This window comes from Pantoea sp. USMM079, from assembly GCF_037153115.1.
GTDB classification, from domain to species: Bacteria; Pseudomonadota; Gammaproteobacteria; order Enterobacterales; family Enterobacteriaceae; genus Pantoea; species Pantoea communis.
In genome coordinates, this window is sequence record NZ_JBBCKX010000001.1 from 741,482 (window position 1) to 761,266 (window position 19,785).

A 19,785-nucleotide genomic window follows, 5' to 3' on the forward strand; every position below is an offset into this window, starting at 1 on the left:
CCCTTACTCGTTGATGCCTTTGGTTCCACGACGTTTCAGGTAACGGTCCCAGCGGAAATCATCGGCATTTTCTTTAGTCACCACGGCATAACCATTGTCGAGGATTGGGAACGAGAAGGGATTCACACCGTTGCGTTTGGCATCATTCATGGGGTCAATCAATTCTGGGTGGGCGGCGAGGAACAGCGTCATAAAGCCCATGTAGCCCTGTATTCCCTGATTGGGATTGATGGCACCAAACACCTCGCCGCTTTTGATCATATCCAGTACTTTGGCGTTGACGTCCACCGTCATCACTTTCACTTTGCCACCGTTTTCCACCACTGCCTGTGCGGCACCGATTGCGGAACTGGCTTCAGGCATGAAGATGCCTTTCAGGTTTGGATTCGCTTGTAGCATCGACAGCACGGCGTTGTAGGCTTTTGATGGATCCTGATTAGTGGCGGCGCGCGCAACCAGCTTGCTGTCAGGAAACGCGGTTTTCATCTCATTGATAAAAGCCGTAACCCGACGGTCATGATTATCCTGCCCTGGATTTTCCAGCACCGCATACTCCGCGCCTTTGCCCATGGCTTTACCGAGTTCATCGGCGGCGGCTTTACCTTCACGGAAGTTGTCTGAGGTGATGTAAGCGACACGCTTGCTGTTGGGGGAATCAGCGGCAAAGGTTACCACCGGAATGCCCATCTCTGCCGCACGATTAATTGGCTCGATAAAGGGGTCGGGATTCATCGGATGGAGGAAAATCCCGGCGGGTTTCTGCGCCAGAATCTGTTCGAAACTGGCTAACTGCTGGTTGACGTCATAAGCGGGCGTGCCACCATAAACGGTTTTGCAGCCCAGCTGATGCGCAGCTTGTTTAAACATCTCGTACACCGGAAACCAGTATTCAACACCGGTCACCATGACGTTCATGTAGTAAGTTTCGCCAGGTTTGCAACGGAACTGTGGTGATTCATCGGCGGCACGTGCGGTGCTGGAGAGTGTGCCCGCTAACGCAAGGCTGGAAAGAAGGATGGCGATTTTTTTCATGTTTTTCCCCGGAGCAGACGCTGAATTTAGAGGCTCAGCCGTGACGACTTAACGCGGAAAAACGAGCCGGGGTACGTTTTGAAAATTATTTCTGATGCGTGAAATAATTTTCATAAGCTATAAAAGCTGGCGGGGAAAAGATCAATTAATGGTTAATGAAATGTTTCTCGCTTGTGATCGCCTTCACTTTCCCGCAGATAGCAGAATATTTGGTTAGGTGAAACCGTGACGGAATTTTATAATCACGCGCTGAAATTGTGGCTTAACTGAAATAAAAGGAATTTTCATGCGATTATCTCTTACTGCGCTAGCGCTGCTGGCAAGCACCAGCGTCCTCGCACAAACCCCTTCACCTGACGCCATCATCAAACCGTTGATGCAGCAATATCAAATCCCTGGCATGGCGGTGGCTATTCTGCACGATGGCAAAACCGAGTTTTACAACTACGGTGTGGCATCCAAAGAGACTCAGCAGCCAATTACCGCGCAGACCTTGTTTGAAATCGGGTCACTCAGCAAAACCTTTACCGCTACCTTAGCGAGCTATGCGGCTCAGCAGAAAAAACTGCAGTTTAGTGACAAAGCCAGTACATGGTTGCCCGAACTAAAGGGCAGTGCGTTTGATCAGGTGTCACTGCTTAACCTTGCTACTCACACCACGGGCACGCCGCTGTTTGTGCCGGACGATGTCACCAATCAGCAGCAGTTGATGAACTGGTACAAAAACTGGCAACCGCCGGCTCAGCCGGGCACTCAGCGTGTCTACTCCAATCTGGGGATTGGTATGCTCGGCATGATTGCCGCCAAAAGCTTGCATCAGCCGTTTATCAGCGCGATGGAGCAGCAACTGTTACCCGCGATGGGCATGAAGCACACTTATATTCAGGTACCTCAGTCAGAGATGGGCCAATATGCGCAAGGTTACAATAAACAAGACAAGCCGGTACGTGTGACGCCAGGCCCGTTGGATGCTGAATCGTATGGGTTGAAATCGACATCCGCTGATCTGATTCGCTGGCTGGCTATTCAACTGGATGAACAGAAGGTCGCGACGGAGTGGCAGCAGGCGATCGCCACCACGCATCAGGGCTACTACAAAACCGAGGCGTTTACGCAGGCGATGATGTGGGAATACTATCCGTTGCCTGTCTCATCAAAGCAGTTGGTGGAAGGCAACAGCGGTCAGCGCATCATGAAAGGGATGTCGGCCACGTTGATCACGCCACCGCAGGCTGCGCCACAACAGGCGTGGTATAACAAAACCGGTTCGACCAATGGTTTCTCAACCTACGCGGTGTTTATTCCGTCACAGAAGATTGCGGTGATTATGCTGGCGAATAAATGGTTCCCGAATGACGATCGCGTCATCGCGGCGGACAAAATCATTCAGATGTTGGCTCACTAACGGATTGTTGGGCGCGCCCCGACGCGCCCAATTAAATCGCAACTTACTTTCGTGCATCCAATGCGAGTTTGACGGCCATGCCCGCCAGCACCGTGCCCATCAGCCAGCGCTGCAAACGCTGCCAGCTGGGGCGCGTCAGTAAAAATGTCGACACCTGGCCAGCGGTAGTAATGAAAATCGCATTGACCGTCAGGCTAATCACAATTTGGGTGACGCCCAATATCAGCGACTGCATCAGCACACTACCGTGATGCGGGCTAATAAACTGCGGTAATAGCGACAGAAACATCATGGCGATTTTTGGGTTCGCGAGGTTGGTGAGGAAACCCATGGTGAACAATTTACGCGGGTTGTCGGCAGGGAGATCGCGCACGGCAAATGGCGAGCGGCCGCCAGGCTTGAGTGCCTGCCACGCAAGATACAGCAAATAGAGTGCGCCACTGAAACGCAGCGCATCATAGGCCCATGGAACGGCAAGCAACCACGCGGTGATACCCAGCGCCGCGCACAGCATATAAAACACAAAACCTAACGCCACGCCGCCGAGGGAAATATAACCCGCCCGCTTGCCCTGACACAGCGAACGCGAAACCAGGTAGATCATATTGGGGCCGGGCGTAAGCACCAATCCCAACGCCACCAATGCAAAGGCTAACCAACTCGACAGTTCTGGCATGCAACACTCCTTGCGTTATTTTCGCAATTATGGCGCGAACCAGGCATATCAGGCAACGCACGTTTTCAGACTGACAACAGGAATAAGCTGCGTTAGTTTGGCTTGGCTTATTATATTTAAGAGGGAGATAAAAATGACTGTTCCTGTTGTGGCATTGCTAACGGCAAAACCAGGTTGCGAAGATAAAGCTGAGCAATTATTTCGTGGTGTGATTGAAGAGACGCTACGCGAAGAAGGGTGTATTACCTATCAGCTAAACATTGATAGCAAAAATCCGCGCCGCTTTGTCTGGACCGAAGAGTGGGCGAGCCAGGAATTATTGGATAAGCACCTGAATGCCCCGCATATCGTTAAATTGTTCGCGGATCTTGAACCGCTGTTAGAACACGCGGAAGTGGTGGCATTACGCAAAGTCGCGGGTGGCAATGCGTGATAAGGAATAAGCAGACTTCGGTCTGCTTTTTATTTGTTGATATCGAGATGAGATTTCGCGTCAGAATATAAAGGAAACCAAAATGAGAACACAAAAGCGTTGCATGGGTTACGTCGCTATTGTGGTCGATGATTATGACCGCGCGATTGAATACTATACGCAAAAACTGGGATTTCATTTAATCGAAGATACCCCACAGCCGGGCAAGCGCTGGGTGGTGGTCAATCCCAATCCGCAGAGCGATTGTAACTTGCTGCTGGCGCAGGCATCGAATGAGCGCCAGCAAGGGTTTATCGGTAATCAATGCGGCGGCCGGGTGTTCCTGTTTTTACAGACGGACGACTTCTGGCGTGATTACCAGCAAATGAAAGCCAATGGCGTCACTTTCTGTGAAGAACCCCGCGAAGAAGAGTATGGCACGGTTGTGGTTTTCGAGGATTTGTACGGCAACCGTTGGGATCTTTACCAGAACAAATGATCGACCGGTCTGACTCGCTTCAAAATCCAGGTTTCATACACCGGTTAAGCGGCCGATAATGGAAGCCTGAAATGACCTGGTTTCCTACTTTAAACAGGTAGATGCGGGCGGTGAAATTCTCGTCCGCCAGCGGATCAATATATTTCCCGATAGCGGGATCCTGCGTATCAGGACCCGCAATACGAAAAGATTTGCGAGTGGAAACCGTTACGGAATCAGGATGGTAGTCATAATCAAGATTCACGGTGCGATCAACATTAATCCTGCTTTCAAGCCCCTGCGGCGACATAAATGCCAGATAAGCATTTAAATGACCTTCACGACTACCGCTCAAAATATCCCAGTAGCCATGACTGACTAAGGTCCGGTCAGGTTCATCATAGATGATATAGGTCTCGGCCCGGCAATCACCAGAAAATGGCCGTAAAAAATAGGGCAGAGAAAACCAACCCAGCAACAATGCCAACAGGCAACATGCCGCGGAAACAGCCATTCTCATGGATGGTTTCTCCCGATAACCGCAAATGTCTGGCAAGAGGTTGTCGGCAGTTCAATTTCGCCTTTGCACACAAAGAAATTAATCGCGTTGCCACGATCGGCATTAATGTAGATTTCGCTGTGCGGCGTAATAGAAATCTGCATTTTGTTAAGCCAGTAACTCACGCGTCTTGCCGCGTCATGTTTGTCATTTTCCACGTATTGCGAAAACAGAAAGCTGTGCCCATCAAGCAGAAGTGGTTCGCCATACCGCAATGGGTGGATAAGTTGTTGGCCACGAATCACAGTGCCCACGATAAAAAACAGGCAGCAAAGCAGCAGCGTAAGTACCCTGAATTTTATCTTTGTCGGTTTATTCTTAAGCGCTGGTTTCGATGTATCAGAAACAGAGATCGCTGATGTTTCTTGTTTTTGATTCAAACCATCCTGGCGTTCCGGTAACGAATAATTTTGTGAGTCTGAAACGAGAGTGATGCAACCGGGTTTTAAGCGATATCCCATGTATCCCAGTGTTTCAAGAATTTCGCCTTCTACTTCCAGTGAGGCGAGTGATTTCCGGATGCGAAAAAGGGTTTGTCGTACGGTATTATCGGAGACCACAGCACCATGGTTTCTCCAGCAAGCGTCATGTAATGCTTCTTTGGAAACGATATTACCTTCATGCTCACACAGGTACGTCAGGCATATTTTACTTTGCCTGCTAAGAATAATCTCTTTATCTTCCAGCCTGATCAGACCGGTATCGGTAAAAAAAATAATGGTCACTTCTGCCTGATCCCCACGGCGCATCTTCAACGCACACTTTTCATGCGGCTGATTATAACACGGTCTGAAAAAAGGGCATGCTGATGATGACAATCAGGTAGGTAACAGCTTTGTCACAGGGTTATCTATTTGATTAATAAGTTAATTATCTCCATGCTGGTGACTTATAAGTGACATTTACGCCAGTATGTTGAAAGCCTTCAATCTAGCCAATAATATCCGCATCGGATTAATCGTATGGCATCGGCTAATATCGTTCAGATGAATCTGTAATAATTGCATATTGGCGTGATCACAATTGAGGAACATCAACAATGCATAGCGTCATTAAAATAACGACAAGCAAAATTAAAATTAAAAATAAAAATATCGCTATTATGACACCCAGCGCGATAACCTATTATGGTATTCGCGCCATGTTGACAACATTGAATGCTGTGACGGTGACTCACCATCCCATCCAAACCCATGATGAACAGATCAACATCATTGATAGAGATTTGGATCTGATTATTATCGATACTGAGGTTGGCAATGCAGATGTTATTTCTATGCTGATAAAATCTTACTTGCCCACAGCATCAGTGATAATTTTAACCCGCGCATCGGATGTCAGGCTATTACAAAAATATAAAAAATCAGGTGTGCAAGCCATATTAAACAGGAAATGCAATCAGCGCGAGGTTGAAGATGCGGTGACGGCAGTACTTGAACATCGAGTCTGGGGATTTGAAGTCAAACCCACTGCACCGCAAAAGGGTTCATCTTTACGACAGGTATTCTCATCAAGGATGTATGAAGAAGCGATGCTTTCACTCAGTACCACGGAAAGAACGATCATCCGCTCCATCTATCGCGGTCGTACCGTAACGGATATTGCTGTTGCCAAAGACAAAAGTATTAAAACCATTAGCAGCCAAAAACAGTCTGCAATGCGCAAACTCAATGTAAAAAATCTGGCTGAACTCCATCAGCGGTATCACGCCTGGCTGGAATAGTACCTGCCAGGCCATTTCCTTCCCACATACCACCGTCTTTTTCCTCTTGATTTCCCGACATTTTTCCTCATTTCCCGGCACCGGAGAGCCACTCCGGTGCACCTTCGGTTGGACGTTGTTCTTAATTTTTTTGTGATGGGTTTCTTAAAATCGTGCGCTGAAGTTAGGTGAAATGCCGACAGATTGTTATGAATGAAGCTAACTTAAGTTTCATTCGAAACAATCGGAGCGACAAAATGAATACATCCTTTACCTCTTTACAACAACCTGAAGATGCAAAGCAGCATATCCGCTTGATGAAACAGGTGCTCAGAGCGCAAATCGGCGATGTTGAGGGCCTGTTTGAGCAGGTCAGAAGTAAAATCCTCAGCGAAATTGCTGCAGCTCGTGAGGAAGAAGCGCGAAACGGCACGGCATGGCCACAGGTACGTTGGGATGACATCGCCGCAGGGCGCATTTCCGATGAAGTGAAGGATCACATTCGTCGTCGCGGCTGTGTGGTGGTGAAACAGACCTTTACGCGCGAGCAGGCGTTGGGCTGGGATGCGTCGATGCTGGAATACCTTGATAAAAATGATTTCGATGAAGTCTATAAAGGGCCAGGTGACAACTTTTTTGGCAGCCTCGATGCCTCACGCCCTGAAATCTATCCGATCTACTGGAGCGAAGCACAGATGTCGGCGCGTCAGAGCGACGCCATGGCACAAACCCAATCCTTCCTGAATCGCCTGTGGACCTTCGAATCCAACGGAACGCGCTGGTTTGACCCTGATGTCAGCATTATCTATCCGGATCGTATTCGCCGTCGTTTACCGGGCACCACATCAAAAGGGCTGGGCGCGCATACGGATTCCGGGGCGCTGGAACGCTGGTTACTGCCAGCTTACCAACAGGTGTTTAGCAAAATCTTTAATAATCAATTCGATCAATATGATCCCTGGGACGCGGCACATCGCACAGAAGTGAATGAATATCAGGCTGGCACCACCACCAAATGTTCAGTCTTCCGCACTTTCCAGGGGTGGACTGCGCTGTCAGACATGCAATTGGGTCAGGGCTTGCTGCATGTGGTGCCGGTTCCGGAAGCGATGGCGTATCTGTTGCTGCGTCCGCTGCTGAAAGATGTGCCAGAGGATGAACTCTGCGGCGTTGCGCCGGGCAAAGTACTGCCCATCTCAGAGCAGTGGCATCCGGAACTCATCAAGGGACTGTGTTCCATTCCGGCAATGGAAGCGGGTGATTCTGTCTGGTGGCACTGTGATGTCATCCATTCGGTTGCACCGGTTGAGGATCAGCAAGGTTGGGGCAACGTGATGTACATTCCGGCTGCACCTCTATGCGGGAAGAATGCTGCCTACGCCACTCAGGTTGCCCAGGCGCTGGCAACCGGTGTCTCACCGGGTGATTTCCCGAAAGAGGACTATGAAGCCAACTGGCGCGATCGATTCACTTTGGACGCGTTAAACAGCAACGGTCGTCGCAGTCTCGGCTTAGAGTAAGTTTCTGGTAAGCTGGATAAAATTTTAATTAAAGCAGGCACTATGAACGCACGTCATCAGCACATTATCCAACTGGTCAGCGAACGCGGCAGCGTCAGCGTCAGTGAACTGGCGCAAACCACCGGCGTTTCCGAGGTGACGGTGCGTCAGGATCTGAATGTTCTGGAAAAGGGGGGCTTTCTGCGCCGCGTGCACGGGTCAGCCGTGGCGCCAGAAAGCGATGATGTCGGCGCACGCATGCAAACGCGTTTTGCTGTCAAAAAACGTCTGGCGGAGTACGCCGCCTCGCTGGTTAACGCAGGTGAAACGGTGTTTATTGAAGGCGGCAGCACCAACGCTTTGCTGGCACGCGAGCTGAGCGAACGCGGTGATATCACGATTATCACCGTCAGCCATTACATCGCGGGATTACTGCGAGAACAGGGCGGTGATGTGATCATTCTTGGCGGGCTGTTCCAGAAGAGCAGTGAGTCGGTAGTCGGGCCGCTGACGCGATTGTGCATCCAGCACCTCAACTTCCATAAAGCCTTTATCGGTATCGACGGCTGGGATGCCATCACCGGTTTTACTGGTCGTGATATGCTGCGCTGCGACGTGGTCAACGCCATAATGGAAAAGCAGACGCACACTGTGGCGCTCACCGATTCATCAAAGTTTGGTCAGATACATCCCTTCGCTCTGGCACCGACCGTGCCCTTTAAGCAGGTGATTACAGATAGCCAACTGTCGCCGGTGTATCAGGAAATATTGCGCCAGCAGCCAATGGAGTTAACGCTGATTTAGCGGGTAAAGAGGCTAACAGGCGTGACAGGAAGCGCGTACGATCAGTTCCCCCTGCGCGATAAGGTGGAGTGGGCTGGCCTCAGGATTATCCAGACGGTGCATCATCGCCACCACCGCGTTATGTCCAATAGCATTGAATGGCTGTTTCCAGGTGGTTAACGGGATACCCAGCAACGCGGAATATTCATTGTCATCAAAACCCACTACGTTGATTTTGACTCCCTGCTGACTGCAGAGGGATAGCAACTTCATCGCGGTAAAGTCATTGGCACACACCACATCACGTGCGCCACTGGCCAGCAACTGGTGGATAAAATCAGCGTGATTCAGTTCGCCTTCATGCTGCCATTCCGGCAGGGGAGAAATGCCGGCTTCCTGCAACGCCAGTTGATAGCCAAGCATTCGCATGTAAACCGTATTTGCTGAGAAACGTTCACAGAGGAAATCGATGCGACGCGGGCGCTCGGCCAGTAAATGCCGTGTCATCACGGCTCCCGCTGCGACGTTATCGATGCCAATTAAATCCCACCTGCTGCGCGCGGGCCACCGCACCACATCACTGTCCAACAGCACCACACTCATGCCGTCGCGTTCCAGTTTACTCAGAATCAGTTGATTGATTTCAGTAGCGAAGGGATGAAATTCAATGGGAATAAAGAACACGCCTTTCACACCGCTACGCTGGTAGCGCTCAATCACACCCTCAATCTTGCTGATGATGGCCTGCCGCGAAGCTCCCGTGCCCAGCGTCATGACACCGTTCCACACCAGATCAAAGTTAAAGGGCTGAGACAGGGCGGCAATGGATTTAAAGATCTGCTCAAACAGAAATCCACTTTCGTTGGCTTCCATGCGCGGGGAAAGAATACCCAAAGCCATCGCAGGCGGCAGGTGTGTCATTTGGCTGGGTTCAGCATAGGTAATGTAATGGCCTGAACCCTGAGTACTGCTAATCAGTCCCTGTTCACGTAAGCGTGACAATGCGCGAGACAGCGTGGGGCGTGAAACATCCAGTTCAGCACACAGCATCACTTCAGTCGGCAAACGTTCACCGCTGGCATAATCGCCACGATGAATACGTTGAGTTAATTCAAGATACACGCGATCCAACTTGCCTGATTTCGCCATAGTGCGGTTTGCCCGTTGATCAACAGTTTCAGCGATGGAACACATTAAGGGAGTTAATAAGTAAAATCAACCAACTGAAAAACGTGCAAATTTGTAAATTATAAAAAGTGATAGTGAATTCGATTTTTTTAAAAACCGAACGACCCCGAAATGAAAAATAGCGCACAAACTGCACGTAAACTTGTGATCGACTCCGCTAAATGGCCTTTACTGCTCGATATGTAATCCATTTATGTTTGATTTGTGATCAACTCCAAAAGAAAAAGTAAAAATGTTGCGTAAGGTTGTCATCAGTTGTCAGGTATTTAATTTTACAAATTTGTAAACATAAACCCTACATCTGTGCCTTTTTAGGGCCAACTGAGGAATGACACATGTCTCAATACGCAGCATTGGTAGAGAAGGTCATTAATGAAAACCGCGACACGCTGTTGGCGGTTGATCCGCAGCAAATCGACCAGCTCATCACCGAAATTCGCCAGGCGAAAACCATCCAACTCTATGCCATGGGCCGCATGCAACTGTCAGTGCGTGGCTTTGCCATGCGCCTCAAGCATATGGGATTTGACAGTTACGTCGTGTATGACACCACGTCGCCCTATCTTGGCAAGGGTGATTTGCTCATCGTGCATTGTGCCGTCACCAATGTTGAATTGAACATCATCAAATTGGCGAAAGAAGCCGGTGCCCGCATCGTGTTGCTCACCGCCCATCCTGAAAATGAACATGGCCAATATGCGGATCTAGCCGTGCGTGTTCCCGGCCAGATATTTGGCGGCGATCAGGAAATTCCCTCCATTCAGCCAATGTCCACCTTACTGGAACAGTCGCTATTCCTCTTCACCGATATCGTCACCATGATGCTGATCGAGCAGTGCGGTATCCAGATGGATGCGATGAAAGCCAGCCACACCAACCTTGAAGGGTTGCCTCATAAGTTTGCCTGAGCGGAGCGCATGCGATGAAAGACGGTGACATCATTCAGATTGCTCATCTGGTGGAAGATCTTGATGCGGCAATGCAGCACTACTGGGAAGCCTTCAACATGGGTCCGTGGGATGTCTATACCTACGGTCCCCATAACGTAAATCAGTCGATTTACCGTGGCCAGCCGGCAGAACATATCTACAAAATTGCCGTGTGCTGGATTAATGGCGTACAGATGGAATTGATGCAGCCGGTCTCTGGCTACAGCATCTATGACGAGTACATCGAAAAGCACGGGTACGGCTTACATCACCTCAAACTCTATTTTGCCGATTGTGAAAAGGCGCTCGAAACCTACAAGGCACGCGGATATGACGTCGTGCAGAGCGGCAACATTGGTGATGACGTTTTCTATTACCTCGATACTGAGGAGCGTTTTCAGGGTGCCGTGATCGAAATCGGTAACGCTGGCTCCATTCCTGAACCTGAACGGCGCTATCCCGCCTGATAAAGGACACACATGATGATGAAAACGCGTAATGCACTCACGCTGGCACTGCTGCTGGGCGTAACCTCAATTTGCACATCGCTGCCCGCTCAGGCGGCAGATGAATACACCATGGTCGGTATTCCCAAGCTGCGTTCTGCGTGGTTCAACGATTATGAGACCGGCCTGAAAAAAGCGGCCAAAGATTTCAAAATCGATGCCTATCAGCAGGCGCCTGCCTCCGCTGATGAAGCGCAGCAGGTGCGCATTATTGAAGACAGCATCACCCAGGGTGCCAATGCATTGTTGGTGGTGCCAAATAATGCCAGCTCGGTGGAGCCCGTCTTTAACCGTGCGCGAAGCCAAAAGATTGTCGTCATCACCCACGAATCAGTGAACCAACCCGGCGCTGACTATGACGTTGAGATGATCGAAAACGAAAAATTTGGTCGCTACATGATGGATGAGTTTGCCAAACATGCGGGTGGCAAAGGGGAGTTCGCTATTTATGTGGGTTCATTGACCGTACCTGCGCACAACACCTGGGCGGATGCCGCGATCAAAGAGATGAAAGAAAAATATCCCGATATGAAACTGGTCTCCGATCGCTTCCCGGTGAGCGAAGATCGTAACGCCTCACGTCAGAAAACATTGGAGTTACTGTCAACTTATCCCGATTTGAAAGGTGTGCTGGCATTCGGCAGTCAGGGTGGGCCGGGTGCCGCACAGGCGCTGCGTGAAAAAGGCCTGGTGGGGAAACTGACCGTGATTGGAACGACGTCCCCGAAAGAGAGTGCCACCTTCCTCAAGGACGGGTCCTTGACCGAATCGATTCTCTGGAGCCCGGGTGAGGCCTCCTACGCCATGGCCTACATTGCCAAAATGGTGCTGGATGGCAAGCGGGATCAGATCAAACAAGGTCTGGAAATCCCTACGCTTGGCGTGCCGACTATCAATGGTCAAAACATCATCTTTGATAAGCCACTGACGGTCACCAAAGACAATTACAGCAAGTACGATTTTTAATAATGAGGGCGGCATCTGTGTCGCCCCCTAAGCCTGAACGGTTTATTGGTGTGGCGTCATCGATGATGCCCGTCTCTTTCACCGCAGAGTGTGCGGAGGTCGTATGCAGTTTTTATCTGTGGCGAACGTCACGAAAAAATTTGGCGGCGTGACCGCACTCAACGATGTCAGTTTTGATATCAATGAAGGAGAAGTGCACGGTCTGGTGGGTGAAAACGGCTGCGGCAAATCCACCTTAATGAAAATCATTGCCGGCGTTGAATCACGCGATCGCGGCAGCCTGACCATCAAAAATCAGCCCATCCAGCGTTTCACCGCAATGGATGCGGTGAAGCAGGGCATTGGCATCATCTACCAGGATCTGTCGCTGTTCCCTAATCTCAGCGTGTTAGAAAACATCTATATCAGCCAGATGCTGAATGACCGTAAAGCGCTGGTGCGCAGCAGCGCTTACAAAGATAACGTCGTCAAAATCATCAATCAATTGGGCATTCACCTCGATTTAGACGCGACGGTAGACGAACTGCCCATTGCCAAACAGCAGTTGGTGGCGATTGCACGTGCGCTGGTCAATCAATCGAAACTGATCATTCTCGATGAACCTACGACCGCGCTGACACGCAGTGAGATCAATAACCTCTTTGCCATTTTGCGCCAGTTAAAACAACAAGGCATCGCCTTCATTTTTATCAGTCACAAGCTGAATGAATTACTCGAGATCTGCGATCGCGTCACGGTGATGCGCGATGGCAAAGTGATTGACTGCCAGCCCACGGAAAAACTCACCAGCGGTGATATTGAAAATCTGATGCTGGGCTATGCCCTGACTTTTGAAACGCGGGCATCGAGTGCGACTGATGAGGTGCTACTCAGTGTGCGCCATCTCAGCAAACGCAACAGCTTTCAGGACGTCAGTTTTGAATTACGCAAAGGTGAAGTGTTAGGCATTGCCGGTTTACTGGGGGCCGGACGTACCGAACTGGCCATGGCGCTGTTTGGCGTGGAGCCGGCACAAAGCGGCGAAATTTATTTGCATGGTCAACCCGTCACCATCAACAGCATCCATGCTGCGGTAAAACACGGTATCGCCTATGTTCCCGAAGATCGCCTGGCACAAGGGCTCATCATGGAGCAGAGCATCGCGGCAAATGCGGCCATCTGTACTTTGGATCACTATCTGACCCCGATGCGACTCCTTAACAGTCAAAAAATGCGCGATACGGTTGAGGAGTTGCTCAAAGGTATGCAGGTGAAATACGGCAGTCAGGACCAACCGATTCGCATGCTTTCCGGTGGCAATCAGCAAAAAGTGGTGCTGGCAAAATGGCTGGCGATGCGACCTCAGGTCTTCATTCTGGACAGCCCAACCGTGGGCATTGATGTGGGTGCCAAAAACTACATCTACCAAACCGTGAAAGCGAAAGCGCAGGAAGGCATGGGCATCATTTTTATTTCGGATGAGCTACCAGAGCTGCTGGCCAATTGTGACCGCATCATCATGATGCAACGCGGTCGTCTGGGCAAAAGCTGGCGCAGTGACGAGATCGATAATGAAGCGCTGCAACATGAGATGGAGCGGCAATAACGCCCACAGAAGGAGAGTGTCGTGGATATGATGAAACTGTTCAAAGCGCGTGAGACCCTGCTGCTGGTGCTGATCGTCGTGCTGTCGATTGTGATCACCAGCATTAATCCCAACTTCATTAGCTTTGATAATCTGACCGACCTGCTAAAGTCCTGGACCGTGCTGGGCATCTTTGCATTGGGTGTCTTACTGGTGCTGATTTCCGGTGGGTTTGACGTTTCGTTTACCGCCATTGCCCAGGTAGCGCAATATGTGGTGGTGTTCTGGTTCCTGCAACTCGGGCTCGACAATATCTGGCTGGCGATACTCTGCGCACTGATTCTCGGCGCATTAATGGGACTGCTGAACGGCATCATCATCTATTACTTCAAAATCACGGCTATTATCGTGACGATTGCCACCAACAGTCTCTTTTACGGCACCCTTTATGTCGTGACACAAGGTGATTTGATTTACGACTTGCCGCCTTCACTGCTTAGCCTGGCTGAGATCAAAATCTTCCCGTTACAGGCAGCAAACGGCGCCTGGTATGGCTTGAGCCTGGTGACCTGTTTGTGGTTTGCCCTGGCGATATTCCTGCATCTGTTCCTCAAACACACCGTGCTGGGGCGCAGCATATACGCGGTGGGCGGCAATGCGCTCTCTGCGGAACGCGTAGGTTTCAACCTGCGTCGCACGACGTTGTTCATTTATACCTTTGTCGGGGCCATTTCGGGATTTGCCAGCATTATCCAGGTGTCGATTGTGCAGACGGTGATCCCCAATTCCATTGTGGGTTCTGAGTTGCAGGTGATTGCCGCCGTGGTGCTGGGAGGTGCATCGGTCACCGGTGGGCGCGGCAGCGTAGCTGGAACCCTGTTAGGTGTATTGCTGTTCGCCATCCTCAGCAATAGCCTGACGCTGCTGAAAGTCTCGCCTTACTACTACAACGTCTTCACCGGTTTGGTGATTTTGTTTAGCGTGTCACTCAATGCGCTGCAAATTCTGCGGCAGAAAAGGGCGCAGGTGCGTGTGGTGGTGGAATAATGAGGAGCAAAGCCATGAAAACTTACGCGCCCGGGCGTCTGCGTCTCAGTGCCGTCATTGCGGAGAATCTGTCGCTGTATGTGGTGCTGATTGCCGTATTTATCCTGATGTTCGCACTCAATGGCGAGAAGTTTATTCGCACGCAAAACCTGATATCGATGGCCTATCAATTGCCGATTGTGGGTTTGCTGGCGATTGGCATGATGATTTCAATGCTGTCCGGCGGAATCAATCTCTCCATCATCTCCACTGCCAACCTTAATGGCATTATCATCGCGCTGGTGCTGCAAGCCCTCTCCTCACAGGGCATGAAACTGGCGAGTGGGGAACTGGTATTGCTCGCCGTGCTGCTCGGTTTGATTGCCTGCCTGCTGGTGGGAGTGATCAACGGCTTGCTGATATCGATCCTCAAGATCCCCGACATTCTGGTGACACTCGGCACCATGACGTTAATTGCCGGATTGAATGTGGTGCTGACGCGCGGCTATACCCTCTCAGGTTTCCCGGATTCATTGCTGAGCATAGGTAATGGCGTCAGTTTCGGTATTCCTAATGCTCTGATCCTGTTTGTCGTGGCAGCCATTATTGCGTCAGTGGTGCTTAACAAAACCCGATTTGGTTTTAGCCTGTATATGATGGGTTCAAACGCGACGGCGGCGCAGTACGCCAACGTCAATCTGGTTAAAATCACTGTGATGCAATATGTGTTCTCTTCAACGTTCGCAGCGCTGACCTCGCTGGTGATGATGGGACAACTCAACTCGGTCAAAGCCAGTTATGCGGATTCTTATTTGCTGGTGGCGGTACTGGCCGCGTTTCTCGGTAAAGTGAGTCCGTTTGGCGGATTCGGTCGCGTTTCGGGTGTGGTCCTGGCGGTGATTATCTTGCAGATGATATCCAGCGGATTAAACCTGCTGCGTCTCGATCCCTTTATGATCACTGCGACCTGGGGGGCGATAATTATCGCCATTGTGGTGTTCCGGGGCTTGTTCTCTCAGATTAAACTGCGTATGGGTAAATAATTAAAACATCAACATCGCGAATTCAGGATTCAATGTTCCCTAACATCACCTCTAAAAGACTGCACTATCGCCAGTTAGTTGCCGATGACTGGCGATTCTTTCTCTCGCTGCAACAGGATGAGCGTGTGATGCGCTATGTGGCCGATCCGCAGCCTGAAGAAGAGATTCGACGTGACAGGTTCGAGATAAGATTGCCCCATTGGCAGAAAGGCAGCACCCATTGGCTGTGTCTGGTGATGATGGAACAGGGGCAATCAGCGCCGTTAGGTGTCACCGGATTTATCGATCGCGGTGACGGCGTAGCGGAAGTCGGTTTTTTGCTGGCAGCAGAAGCTCAGGGCAAGGGATTTGGTACGGAATCACTTCACGATATTGCGCGTTATGCGCTGAATGAACTGGGCTTTCGCAAGCTGATTGCCACTGTGACCGCAGGAAATGAAGCCTCACGCAGGACACTATTAAAAGTGGGATTCCAGCAGGAGGGCACCTTGCGGAAAAGCTATCATCTCGCGGGTGAGTGGCGCGACGATTGGGTATTTGGATTATTCCCGGACGAATGGAGGCCACTCTAACCTGCGATTAACGCCTGTGCCGTTAATTCATCGGTAATTAATCCCGTCACCAACCCGCTGGCCAATACCGCGCGGATCGCGTCGACTTTGCTTAATCCCCCCACCAGCGCCACAATCTCGGCGCGGTGGGCAAGCTCTAAATCCACCGAGAGCGTACGCGCTGTCAGGCTGTTGTGAATCATCTGCCCGCTGGCGTCAAAGAAATGACCGAGCAGCTCACCGACAGCGCCAGAAGCCGAGATATCGTTGATCTCGGCTTCATCAATCATACCGGCTTCAACCAATTGCGCGGCCGGTTCCACAGTACCGATCCCCACCAGTTTCACCTCACTCTGTGCGGCCATGGCAAACACTTCGCTGACACCGCGCTGTTTAAGCAGCACGTCGCGGTCTTCCTGAGTATTGGCGAAGAACGGCACCGGCATCATATACGCCTGCGCACCGGTCTTTTCGGCAATGCGATGCATGACATCGTGGGGATTGAGCGCATAGTTGCGCGTCAAACAGCCCAGCAGCGAAACGAAGCGCATATGCGGCGCGTCAATACGCGAGAGTTGGTGAATAGCGGCGGAAAGGGTGCGGCCGTGCCCCAGCCCCAGGGTGATCGCAGGCTGCGACGTGAGGAGATTGCGCAGGTAATCCGCGCCCGCCATACCCAGCGTTCGCACTGGCAATCCCTCTTCACCAAGGTCAGGCGCAACGTGGCAAAAACGCAGTCCGTGCTTTTCGCGCAGCTGATCTTCCAGCGCCACGCACGCCATGATATCGCCATCAATCGACACCTTCACCGCACCCTCCGCGACCATTTTGGCAATCATGCGATGGGTTTTGACAGACGGTAATCCCAGACGTTTGGCGACTTCAGCCTGGGTCAGGCCGCCCACATAGTGCAGCCAGGCGGCACGCAGGGCTAAGGAGTCATCGCGTTCAGCGGGAGTAGGAGCCGGTTTCATGTTTCATTTCCTGATTAATAGGCTTAGGAAGCCAGATGCAAATCCTGCACGCCCGTATCAATGTGCGATGCCCAAAAGGCGACGCTTTCCGCGATATCCGCCACCACCTGGCGGTCAGTGGGTTCACGCTCTTTAAAACTCAGCTCGAGGCAAATTTCGTTATCCTGCGCGCCACCGCGCGCCAGCGCCTCCAGCAGCGGCTGGGGCTGAATACGGCCGCCCGCATTGTACTGCAATGTGAAAGGTCTGTGGCCGCCTTTGTCCATCATGCTTTGTTTTATATGAATAATCGGCGAATAGCGCGGCACCGCTTCAGCCCACGCGTAAGGGTCGTAATCACGCGGGTCCGCTGAAGTCACATCGCCGTGATCGATATCCGCCATCATCCACATCGGCAGGGCAAAGGACTCCCTGCTCAAACGCTGCTGCAGTGCGAGGCAAGCCGGAATGGTCTCACCAAACTCGCGTCCGATGCTCATTGGTTCCCAAAACAGGTATTTCAATCCGGCGGATTGCGCATGTTCCGCCACCTCGGCCCAGCAATCAATCGCGATATCGATCAGCGCTTCCCGCCGCGCCGCATCGTTGAAATCCTGCTGGGTGAAAATGGCGAACTGCGATCCAACCGCCTCGCCCCCCAGTTCTGCGGTGATATCGGCGAAGGTTTTAAACCAGTCAACGTAGTAGCGTCGCACGTCAACGTCCGGATGACCAAAATGATTGAGGCGGCCATAGGGGCCGGTCATACCCGATGTCACACGCACCCCGGTTTCCCGCAACGCCTTCTGCATTTGGCGCGACATGCGGTTGATGGTGGCGGCTGGCCAGCCAGGATTGATAAATTCATGGGTTAACTGCAGATCGCGGATACGGATCTGTTGTGCCACGGTGTGAATCAGATCCTGCGGATCGGCAAAACGATTCACCAGTGGGTTGGTATTGAGAGAAAGCGTTAAGGGCATGATTACGCCTCCTTACGCAGCGGCACGGCCGCAGCATAGGTCGCGTCAAACCATTGGCTAAAGGCCTGCTGCTGAACTTCGGTCAGATGCAACTTGTGCTTAGTGCGACGCCACAGCACATCCTCCACCTGCTGCGCCCACTCATTTTCTACCAGGTAGCGCACTTCGGCTTCATACAACTGCGCGCCGAAATGGCGGCCCAGATCGTTTATCTCACGGGCGTGACCCAGCACTTTCTCAATGCGCGTGCCATACAGGCGCGCATAGTGTTTGCGTAGCGGCGCTGGTAACCATGGCCAGCGCGTTTTCACTTGCTCAAGGAAGCTCTCAAAATCGCCATTTGCCATATCACCGCCCGGCAAAGTGGCCTCGCGTGTCCAGTCTTCACCCATATCAGGGAAGAAGGGCGCAAGCTTCTGGATAGCGTGTTCTGCCAGCTTGCGGAAAGTGGTGATTTTGCCACCAAACACATGCAGCAGCGGGGCGTTTTGCTGATCGTCGAGATCGAACACGTAGTCACGCGTGACGGCAGAAGGGTTACCTTTGCCATCGTCAAACAGCGGACGCACACCCGAGAATCGGGTAATCACATCGCTGGCGCGCAGTTTTACTTTGAAGTAGCGATTGACCACATCGATAAGGTACTGCTGCTCGCTGTCATCGGCGGTCACCGCTTCCGCTTTGCCCTGCCACGGAATATCGGTGGTGCCGATCAGGGCTTTATCGCCTTCGTAAGGGTTGATGAAAATGACGCGTTTATCAGTATTTTGCACCAGATACGCCTGCTGGCCTTCCCAGAATTTCGGCACGATGATGTGTGAACCTTTAACCAGCCGCACGCTGCGGTTGCTTTTGGTCTGGGTGACCTGATTTACGATATCCAGTACCCACGGGCCGGCCGCATTCACCAGCACTTTGGCATAAACCGTGCGCTGAGTACCGCTGGCCTCATCCTGAATCGTGACTTCCCACTTGCCGCTGATACGTTTGGCCGACACACAGCGGGTACGCGGCAGAATCGTGGCGCCGCGTTCCGCAGCATCCACGGCATTCAGTGCGACCAGGCGTGCATCATCGACCCAGCAATCGGAGTACTCGAAGCCCTTGCTGTAGCTATCGAGGATTGGGGCACCTTCGGGATCGCGCATCAGATCAAGCGATCGCGTGCCGGGCAGCTTTTTGCGCCCGCCTAAATTGTCATAGAGGAACAGCCCTAAACGCACCAGCCACGCCGGACGATCGGTCGGGCTATGCGGCAACACAAAGCGCATCGGCCAAATGATATGCGGTGCGGCATTAAGCAACACTTCTCGCTCGATCAGCGCCTCGCGTACCAGTCGGAATTCATAATATTCGAGATAGCGCAGCCCGCCGTGCACCAGTTTGCCCGAGCGCGAGGAGGTACCCTGTGCCAGGTCATCTTTTTCACACATCATCACGGACAAGCCGCGCCCGGCCGCATCACGTGCGATGCCTGCGCCATTAATGCCACCGCCGATGACAAACAGATCCAGCGTATTTTCACTCATG

At 51.6% G+C, this 19,785-nt stretch carries 21 protein-coding genes; 13 read left to right on the plus strand and 8 right to left on the minus strand.

Annotated features, from left to right (window positions below; all coding sequences use genetic code 11):
- Window positions 1-3: 3 nt before the first annotated feature.
- A complete protein-coding gene (locus WFP70_RS03520) occupies window positions 4-1,032 on the minus strand; it encodes a substrate-binding domain-containing protein (RefSeq protein ID WP_034823457.1) in 1,029 nt (342 codons plus the stop codon).
- Between the two features lie 286 nt (window positions 1,033-1,318).
- On the opposite strand from WFP70_RS03520, the gene ampC reads away from it, so the two are divergent.
- A complete protein-coding gene (gene ampC / locus WFP70_RS03525; protein WP_337022613.1) occupies window positions 1,319-2,437 on the plus strand; it encodes a class C beta-lactamase in 1,119 nt (372 codons plus the stop codon).
- 43 nt (window positions 2,438-2,480) lie between these two features.
- On the opposite strand, the gene WFP70_RS03530 is transcribed toward ampC, so the two are convergent.
- On the minus strand, window positions 2,481-3,113 hold the full coding sequence (locus WFP70_RS03530; RefSeq protein ID WP_097117115.1) for a LysE family translocator: 633 nt from the start codon (window positions 3,111-3,113) through the stop codon (window positions 2,481-2,483).
- A gap of 133 nt (window positions 3,114-3,246) precedes the next feature.
- Here WFP70_RS03530 and WFP70_RS03535 point away from each other — a divergent pair, with 133 nt between their 5' ends.
- Window positions 3,247-3,546 carry a putative quinol monooxygenase gene (locus WFP70_RS03535; RefSeq protein WP_038646947.1) on the plus strand — a complete coding sequence of 100 codons (300 nt, stop codon included), beginning with the start codon at window positions 3,247-3,249 and terminating at the stop codon, window positions 3,544-3,546.
- Between the two features lie 82 nt (window positions 3,547-3,628).
- Window positions 3,629-4,024 (plus strand): VOC family protein, encoded by a 396-nt coding sequence (locus WFP70_RS03540; protein WP_038646949.1) that lies wholly within the window; start codon window positions 3,629-3,631, stop codon window positions 4,022-4,024.
- A gap of 19 nt (window positions 4,025-4,043) precedes the next feature.
- On the opposite strand, the gene WFP70_RS03545 is transcribed toward WFP70_RS03540, so the two are convergent.
- On the minus strand, window positions 4,044-4,523 hold the full coding sequence (locus tag WFP70_RS03545) for a hypothetical protein (RefSeq protein WP_337022614.1): 480 nt from the start codon (window positions 4,521-4,523) through the stop codon (window positions 4,044-4,046).
- Window positions 4,520-5,311 carry a winged helix-turn-helix domain-containing protein gene (locus WFP70_RS03550; protein ID WP_337022732.1) on the minus strand — a complete coding sequence of 264 codons (792 nt, stop codon included), beginning with the start codon at window positions 5,309-5,311 and terminating at the stop codon, window positions 4,520-4,522. The genes WFP70_RS03545 and WFP70_RS03550 overlap by 4 nt, the downstream gene beginning before the upstream one ends.
- 290 nt (window positions 5,312-5,601) lie before the next feature.
- Between WFP70_RS03550 and WFP70_RS03555 the strand changes: the two genes are divergently transcribed.
- The 3 genes from WFP70_RS03555 (at window position 5,602) to WFP70_RS03565 (ending at window position 8,567) form a co-directional block, all read left to right on the plus strand.
- Entirely contained in the window at window positions 5,602-6,285 is a 684-nt protein-coding gene (locus tag WFP70_RS03555) for a LuxR C-terminal-related transcriptional regulator (protein WP_337022615.1), read from the plus strand.
- 236 nt (window positions 6,286-6,521) lie between these two features.
- On the plus strand, window positions 6,522-7,784 hold the full coding sequence (locus tag WFP70_RS03560; protein ID WP_337022616.1) for a DUF1479 domain-containing protein: 1,263 nt from the start codon (window positions 6,522-6,524) through the stop codon (window positions 7,782-7,784).
- Between the two features lie 42 nt (window positions 7,785-7,826).
- The gene (locus tag WFP70_RS03565) at window positions 7,827-8,567 is read left to right on the plus strand and encodes a DeoR/GlpR family DNA-binding transcription regulator (RefSeq protein ID WP_034823463.1); all 741 of its coding nucleotides are present in this window, start codon (window positions 7,827-7,829) and stop codon (window positions 8,565-8,567) included.
- 12 nt (window positions 8,568-8,579) lie between these two features.
- Here WFP70_RS03565 and WFP70_RS03570 read toward each other — a convergent pair whose 3' ends face one another.
- Window positions 8,580-9,695: a GntR family transcriptional regulator gene (locus WFP70_RS03570; RefSeq protein ID WP_337022617.1), complete on the minus strand. Its 1,116-nt coding sequence runs from the start codon at window positions 9,693-9,695 to the stop codon at window positions 8,580-8,582.
- Between the two features lie 374 nt (window positions 9,696-10,069).
- On the opposite strand from WFP70_RS03570, the gene WFP70_RS03575 reads away from it, so the two are divergent.
- The 7 genes from WFP70_RS03575 (at window position 10,070) to WFP70_RS03605 (ending at window position 16,340) form a co-directional block, all read left to right on the plus strand.
- Entirely contained in the window at window positions 10,070-10,642 is a 573-nt protein-coding gene (locus WFP70_RS03575) for an SIS domain-containing protein (protein WP_058960523.1), read from the plus strand.
- A gap of 14 nt (window positions 10,643-10,656) precedes the next feature.
- Complete coding sequence (locus WFP70_RS03580) at window positions 10,657-11,130, plus strand: VOC family protein (protein WP_224928272.1); 474 nt, start codon at window positions 10,657-10,659, stop codon at window positions 11,128-11,130.
- A gap of 12 nt (window positions 11,131-11,142) precedes the next feature.
- Window positions 11,143-12,135, plus strand: coding sequence for an autoinducer 2 ABC transporter substrate-binding protein (locus tag WFP70_RS03585; RefSeq protein WP_237449327.1), 993 nt, complete (start codon window positions 11,143-11,145; stop codon window positions 12,133-12,135).
- A gap of 103 nt (window positions 12,136-12,238) precedes the next feature.
- Window positions 12,239-13,720, plus strand: a complete 1,482-nt coding sequence (locus WFP70_RS03590) for a sugar ABC transporter ATP-binding protein (RefSeq protein WP_337022618.1) — start codon at window positions 12,239-12,241, stop codon at window positions 13,718-13,720.
- A 27-nt stretch (window positions 13,721-13,747) separates the two neighbouring features.
- Window positions 13,748-14,746 carry an ABC transporter permease gene (locus WFP70_RS03595; protein WP_337022733.1) on the plus strand — a complete coding sequence of 333 codons (999 nt, stop codon included), beginning with the start codon at window positions 13,748-13,750 and terminating at the stop codon, window positions 14,744-14,746.
- Window positions 14,747-14,760: 14 nt separating this feature from the next.
- Complete coding sequence (locus tag WFP70_RS03600; protein WP_160867335.1) at window positions 14,761-15,768, plus strand: ABC transporter permease; 1,008 nt, start codon at window positions 14,761-14,763, stop codon at window positions 15,766-15,768.
- A gap of 32 nt (window positions 15,769-15,800) precedes the next feature.
- Window positions 15,801-16,340: a GNAT family N-acetyltransferase gene (locus WFP70_RS03605; protein WP_337022619.1), complete on the plus strand. Its 540-nt coding sequence runs from the start codon at window positions 15,801-15,803 to the stop codon at window positions 16,338-16,340.
- On the opposite strand, the gene WFP70_RS03610 is transcribed toward WFP70_RS03605, so the two are convergent.
- Genes WFP70_RS03610 through WFP70_RS03620 form a run of 3 tightly spaced genes read right to left on the minus strand, consistent with a single transcriptional unit; the run spans window position 16,337 to window position 19,784 of the window.
- Entirely contained in the window at window positions 16,337-17,293 is a 957-nt protein-coding gene (locus WFP70_RS03610) for a sugar-binding transcriptional regulator (RefSeq protein ID WP_097117121.1), read from the minus strand. The genes WFP70_RS03605 and WFP70_RS03610 overlap by 4 nt on opposite strands.
- 23 nt (window positions 17,294-17,316) lie before the next feature.
- Entirely contained in the window at window positions 17,317-18,255 is a 939-nt protein-coding gene (locus WFP70_RS03615) for a sugar phosphate isomerase/epimerase family protein (protein ID WP_337022620.1), read from the minus strand.
- 2 nt (window positions 18,256-18,257) lie between these two features.
- Window positions 18,258-19,784, minus strand: a complete 1,527-nt coding sequence (locus WFP70_RS03620) for a glycerol-3-phosphate dehydrogenase (protein WP_337022621.1) — start codon at window positions 19,782-19,784, stop codon at window positions 18,258-18,260.
- Between the last annotated feature and the right edge of the window lies 1 nt (window position 19,785).

Excerpts from the sequence above, each read along its gene's own strand:
- WFP70_RS03520 (WP_034823457.1), bottom strand. The coding sequence starts at position 1,032 with ATGAAAAAAATCGCCATCCTTCTTTCCAGCCTTGCGTTAGCGGGCACA.
- ampC (WP_337022613.1), top strand. The coding sequence starts at position 1,319 with ATGCGATTATCTCTTACTGCGCTAGCGCTGCTGGCAAGCACCAGCGTC.
- WFP70_RS03530 (WP_097117115.1), bottom strand. The coding sequence starts at position 3,113 with ATGCCAGAACTGTCGAGTTGGTTAGCCTTTGCATTGGTGGCGTTGGGA.
- WFP70_RS03535 (WP_038646947.1), top strand. The coding sequence starts at position 3,247 with ATGACTGTTCCTGTTGTGGCATTGCTAACGGCAAAACCAGGTTGCGAA.
- WFP70_RS03540 (WP_038646949.1), top strand. The coding sequence starts at position 3,629 with ATGAGAACACAAAAGCGTTGCATGGGTTACGTCGCTATTGTGGTCGAT.
- WFP70_RS03545 (WP_337022614.1), bottom strand. The coding sequence starts at position 4,523 with ATGAGAATGGCTGTTTCCGCGGCATGTTGCCTGTTGGCATTGTTGCTG.
- WFP70_RS03550 (WP_337022732.1), bottom strand. The coding sequence starts at position 5,311 with ATGCGCCGTGGGGATCAGGCAGAAGTGACCATTATTTTTTTTACCGAT.
- WFP70_RS03555 (WP_337022615.1), top strand. The coding sequence starts at position 5,602 with ATGCATAGCGTCATTAAAATAACGACAAGCAAAATTAAAATTAAAAAT.
- WFP70_RS03560 (WP_337022616.1), top strand. The coding sequence starts at position 6,522 with ATGAATACATCCTTTACCTCTTTACAACAACCTGAAGATGCAAAGCAG.
- WFP70_RS03565 (WP_034823463.1), top strand. The coding sequence starts at position 7,827 with ATGAACGCACGTCATCAGCACATTATCCAACTGGTCAGCGAACGCGGC.
- WFP70_RS03570 (WP_337022617.1), bottom strand. The coding sequence starts at position 9,695 with ATGGCGAAATCAGGCAAGTTGGATCGCGTGTATCTTGAATTAACTCAA.
- WFP70_RS03575 (WP_058960523.1), top strand. The coding sequence starts at position 10,070 with ATGTCTCAATACGCAGCATTGGTAGAGAAGGTCATTAATGAAAACCGC.
- WFP70_RS03580 (WP_224928272.1), top strand. The coding sequence starts at position 10,657 with ATGAAAGACGGTGACATCATTCAGATTGCTCATCTGGTGGAAGATCTT.
- WFP70_RS03585 (WP_237449327.1), top strand. The coding sequence starts at position 11,143 with ATGATGATGAAAACGCGTAATGCACTCACGCTGGCACTGCTGCTGGGC.
- WFP70_RS03590 (WP_337022618.1), top strand. The coding sequence starts at position 12,239 with ATGCAGTTTTTATCTGTGGCGAACGTCACGAAAAAATTTGGCGGCGTG.
- WFP70_RS03595 (WP_337022733.1), top strand. The coding sequence starts at position 13,748 with ATGATGAAACTGTTCAAAGCGCGTGAGACCCTGCTGCTGGTGCTGATC.
- WFP70_RS03600 (WP_160867335.1), top strand. The coding sequence starts at position 14,761 with ATGAAAACTTACGCGCCCGGGCGTCTGCGTCTCAGTGCCGTCATTGCG.
- WFP70_RS03605 (WP_337022619.1), top strand. The coding sequence starts at position 15,801 with ATGTTCCCTAACATCACCTCTAAAAGACTGCACTATCGCCAGTTAGTT.
- WFP70_RS03610 (WP_097117121.1), bottom strand. The coding sequence starts at position 17,293 with ATGAAACCGGCTCCTACTCCCGCTGAACGCGATGACTCCTTAGCCCTG.
- WFP70_RS03615 (WP_337022620.1), bottom strand. The coding sequence starts at position 18,255 with ATGCCCTTAACGCTTTCTCTCAATACCAACCCACTGGTGAATCGTTTT.
- WFP70_RS03620 (WP_337022621.1), bottom strand. The coding sequence starts at position 19,784 with ATGAGTGAAAATACGCTGGATCTGTTTGTCATCGGCGGTGGCATTAAT.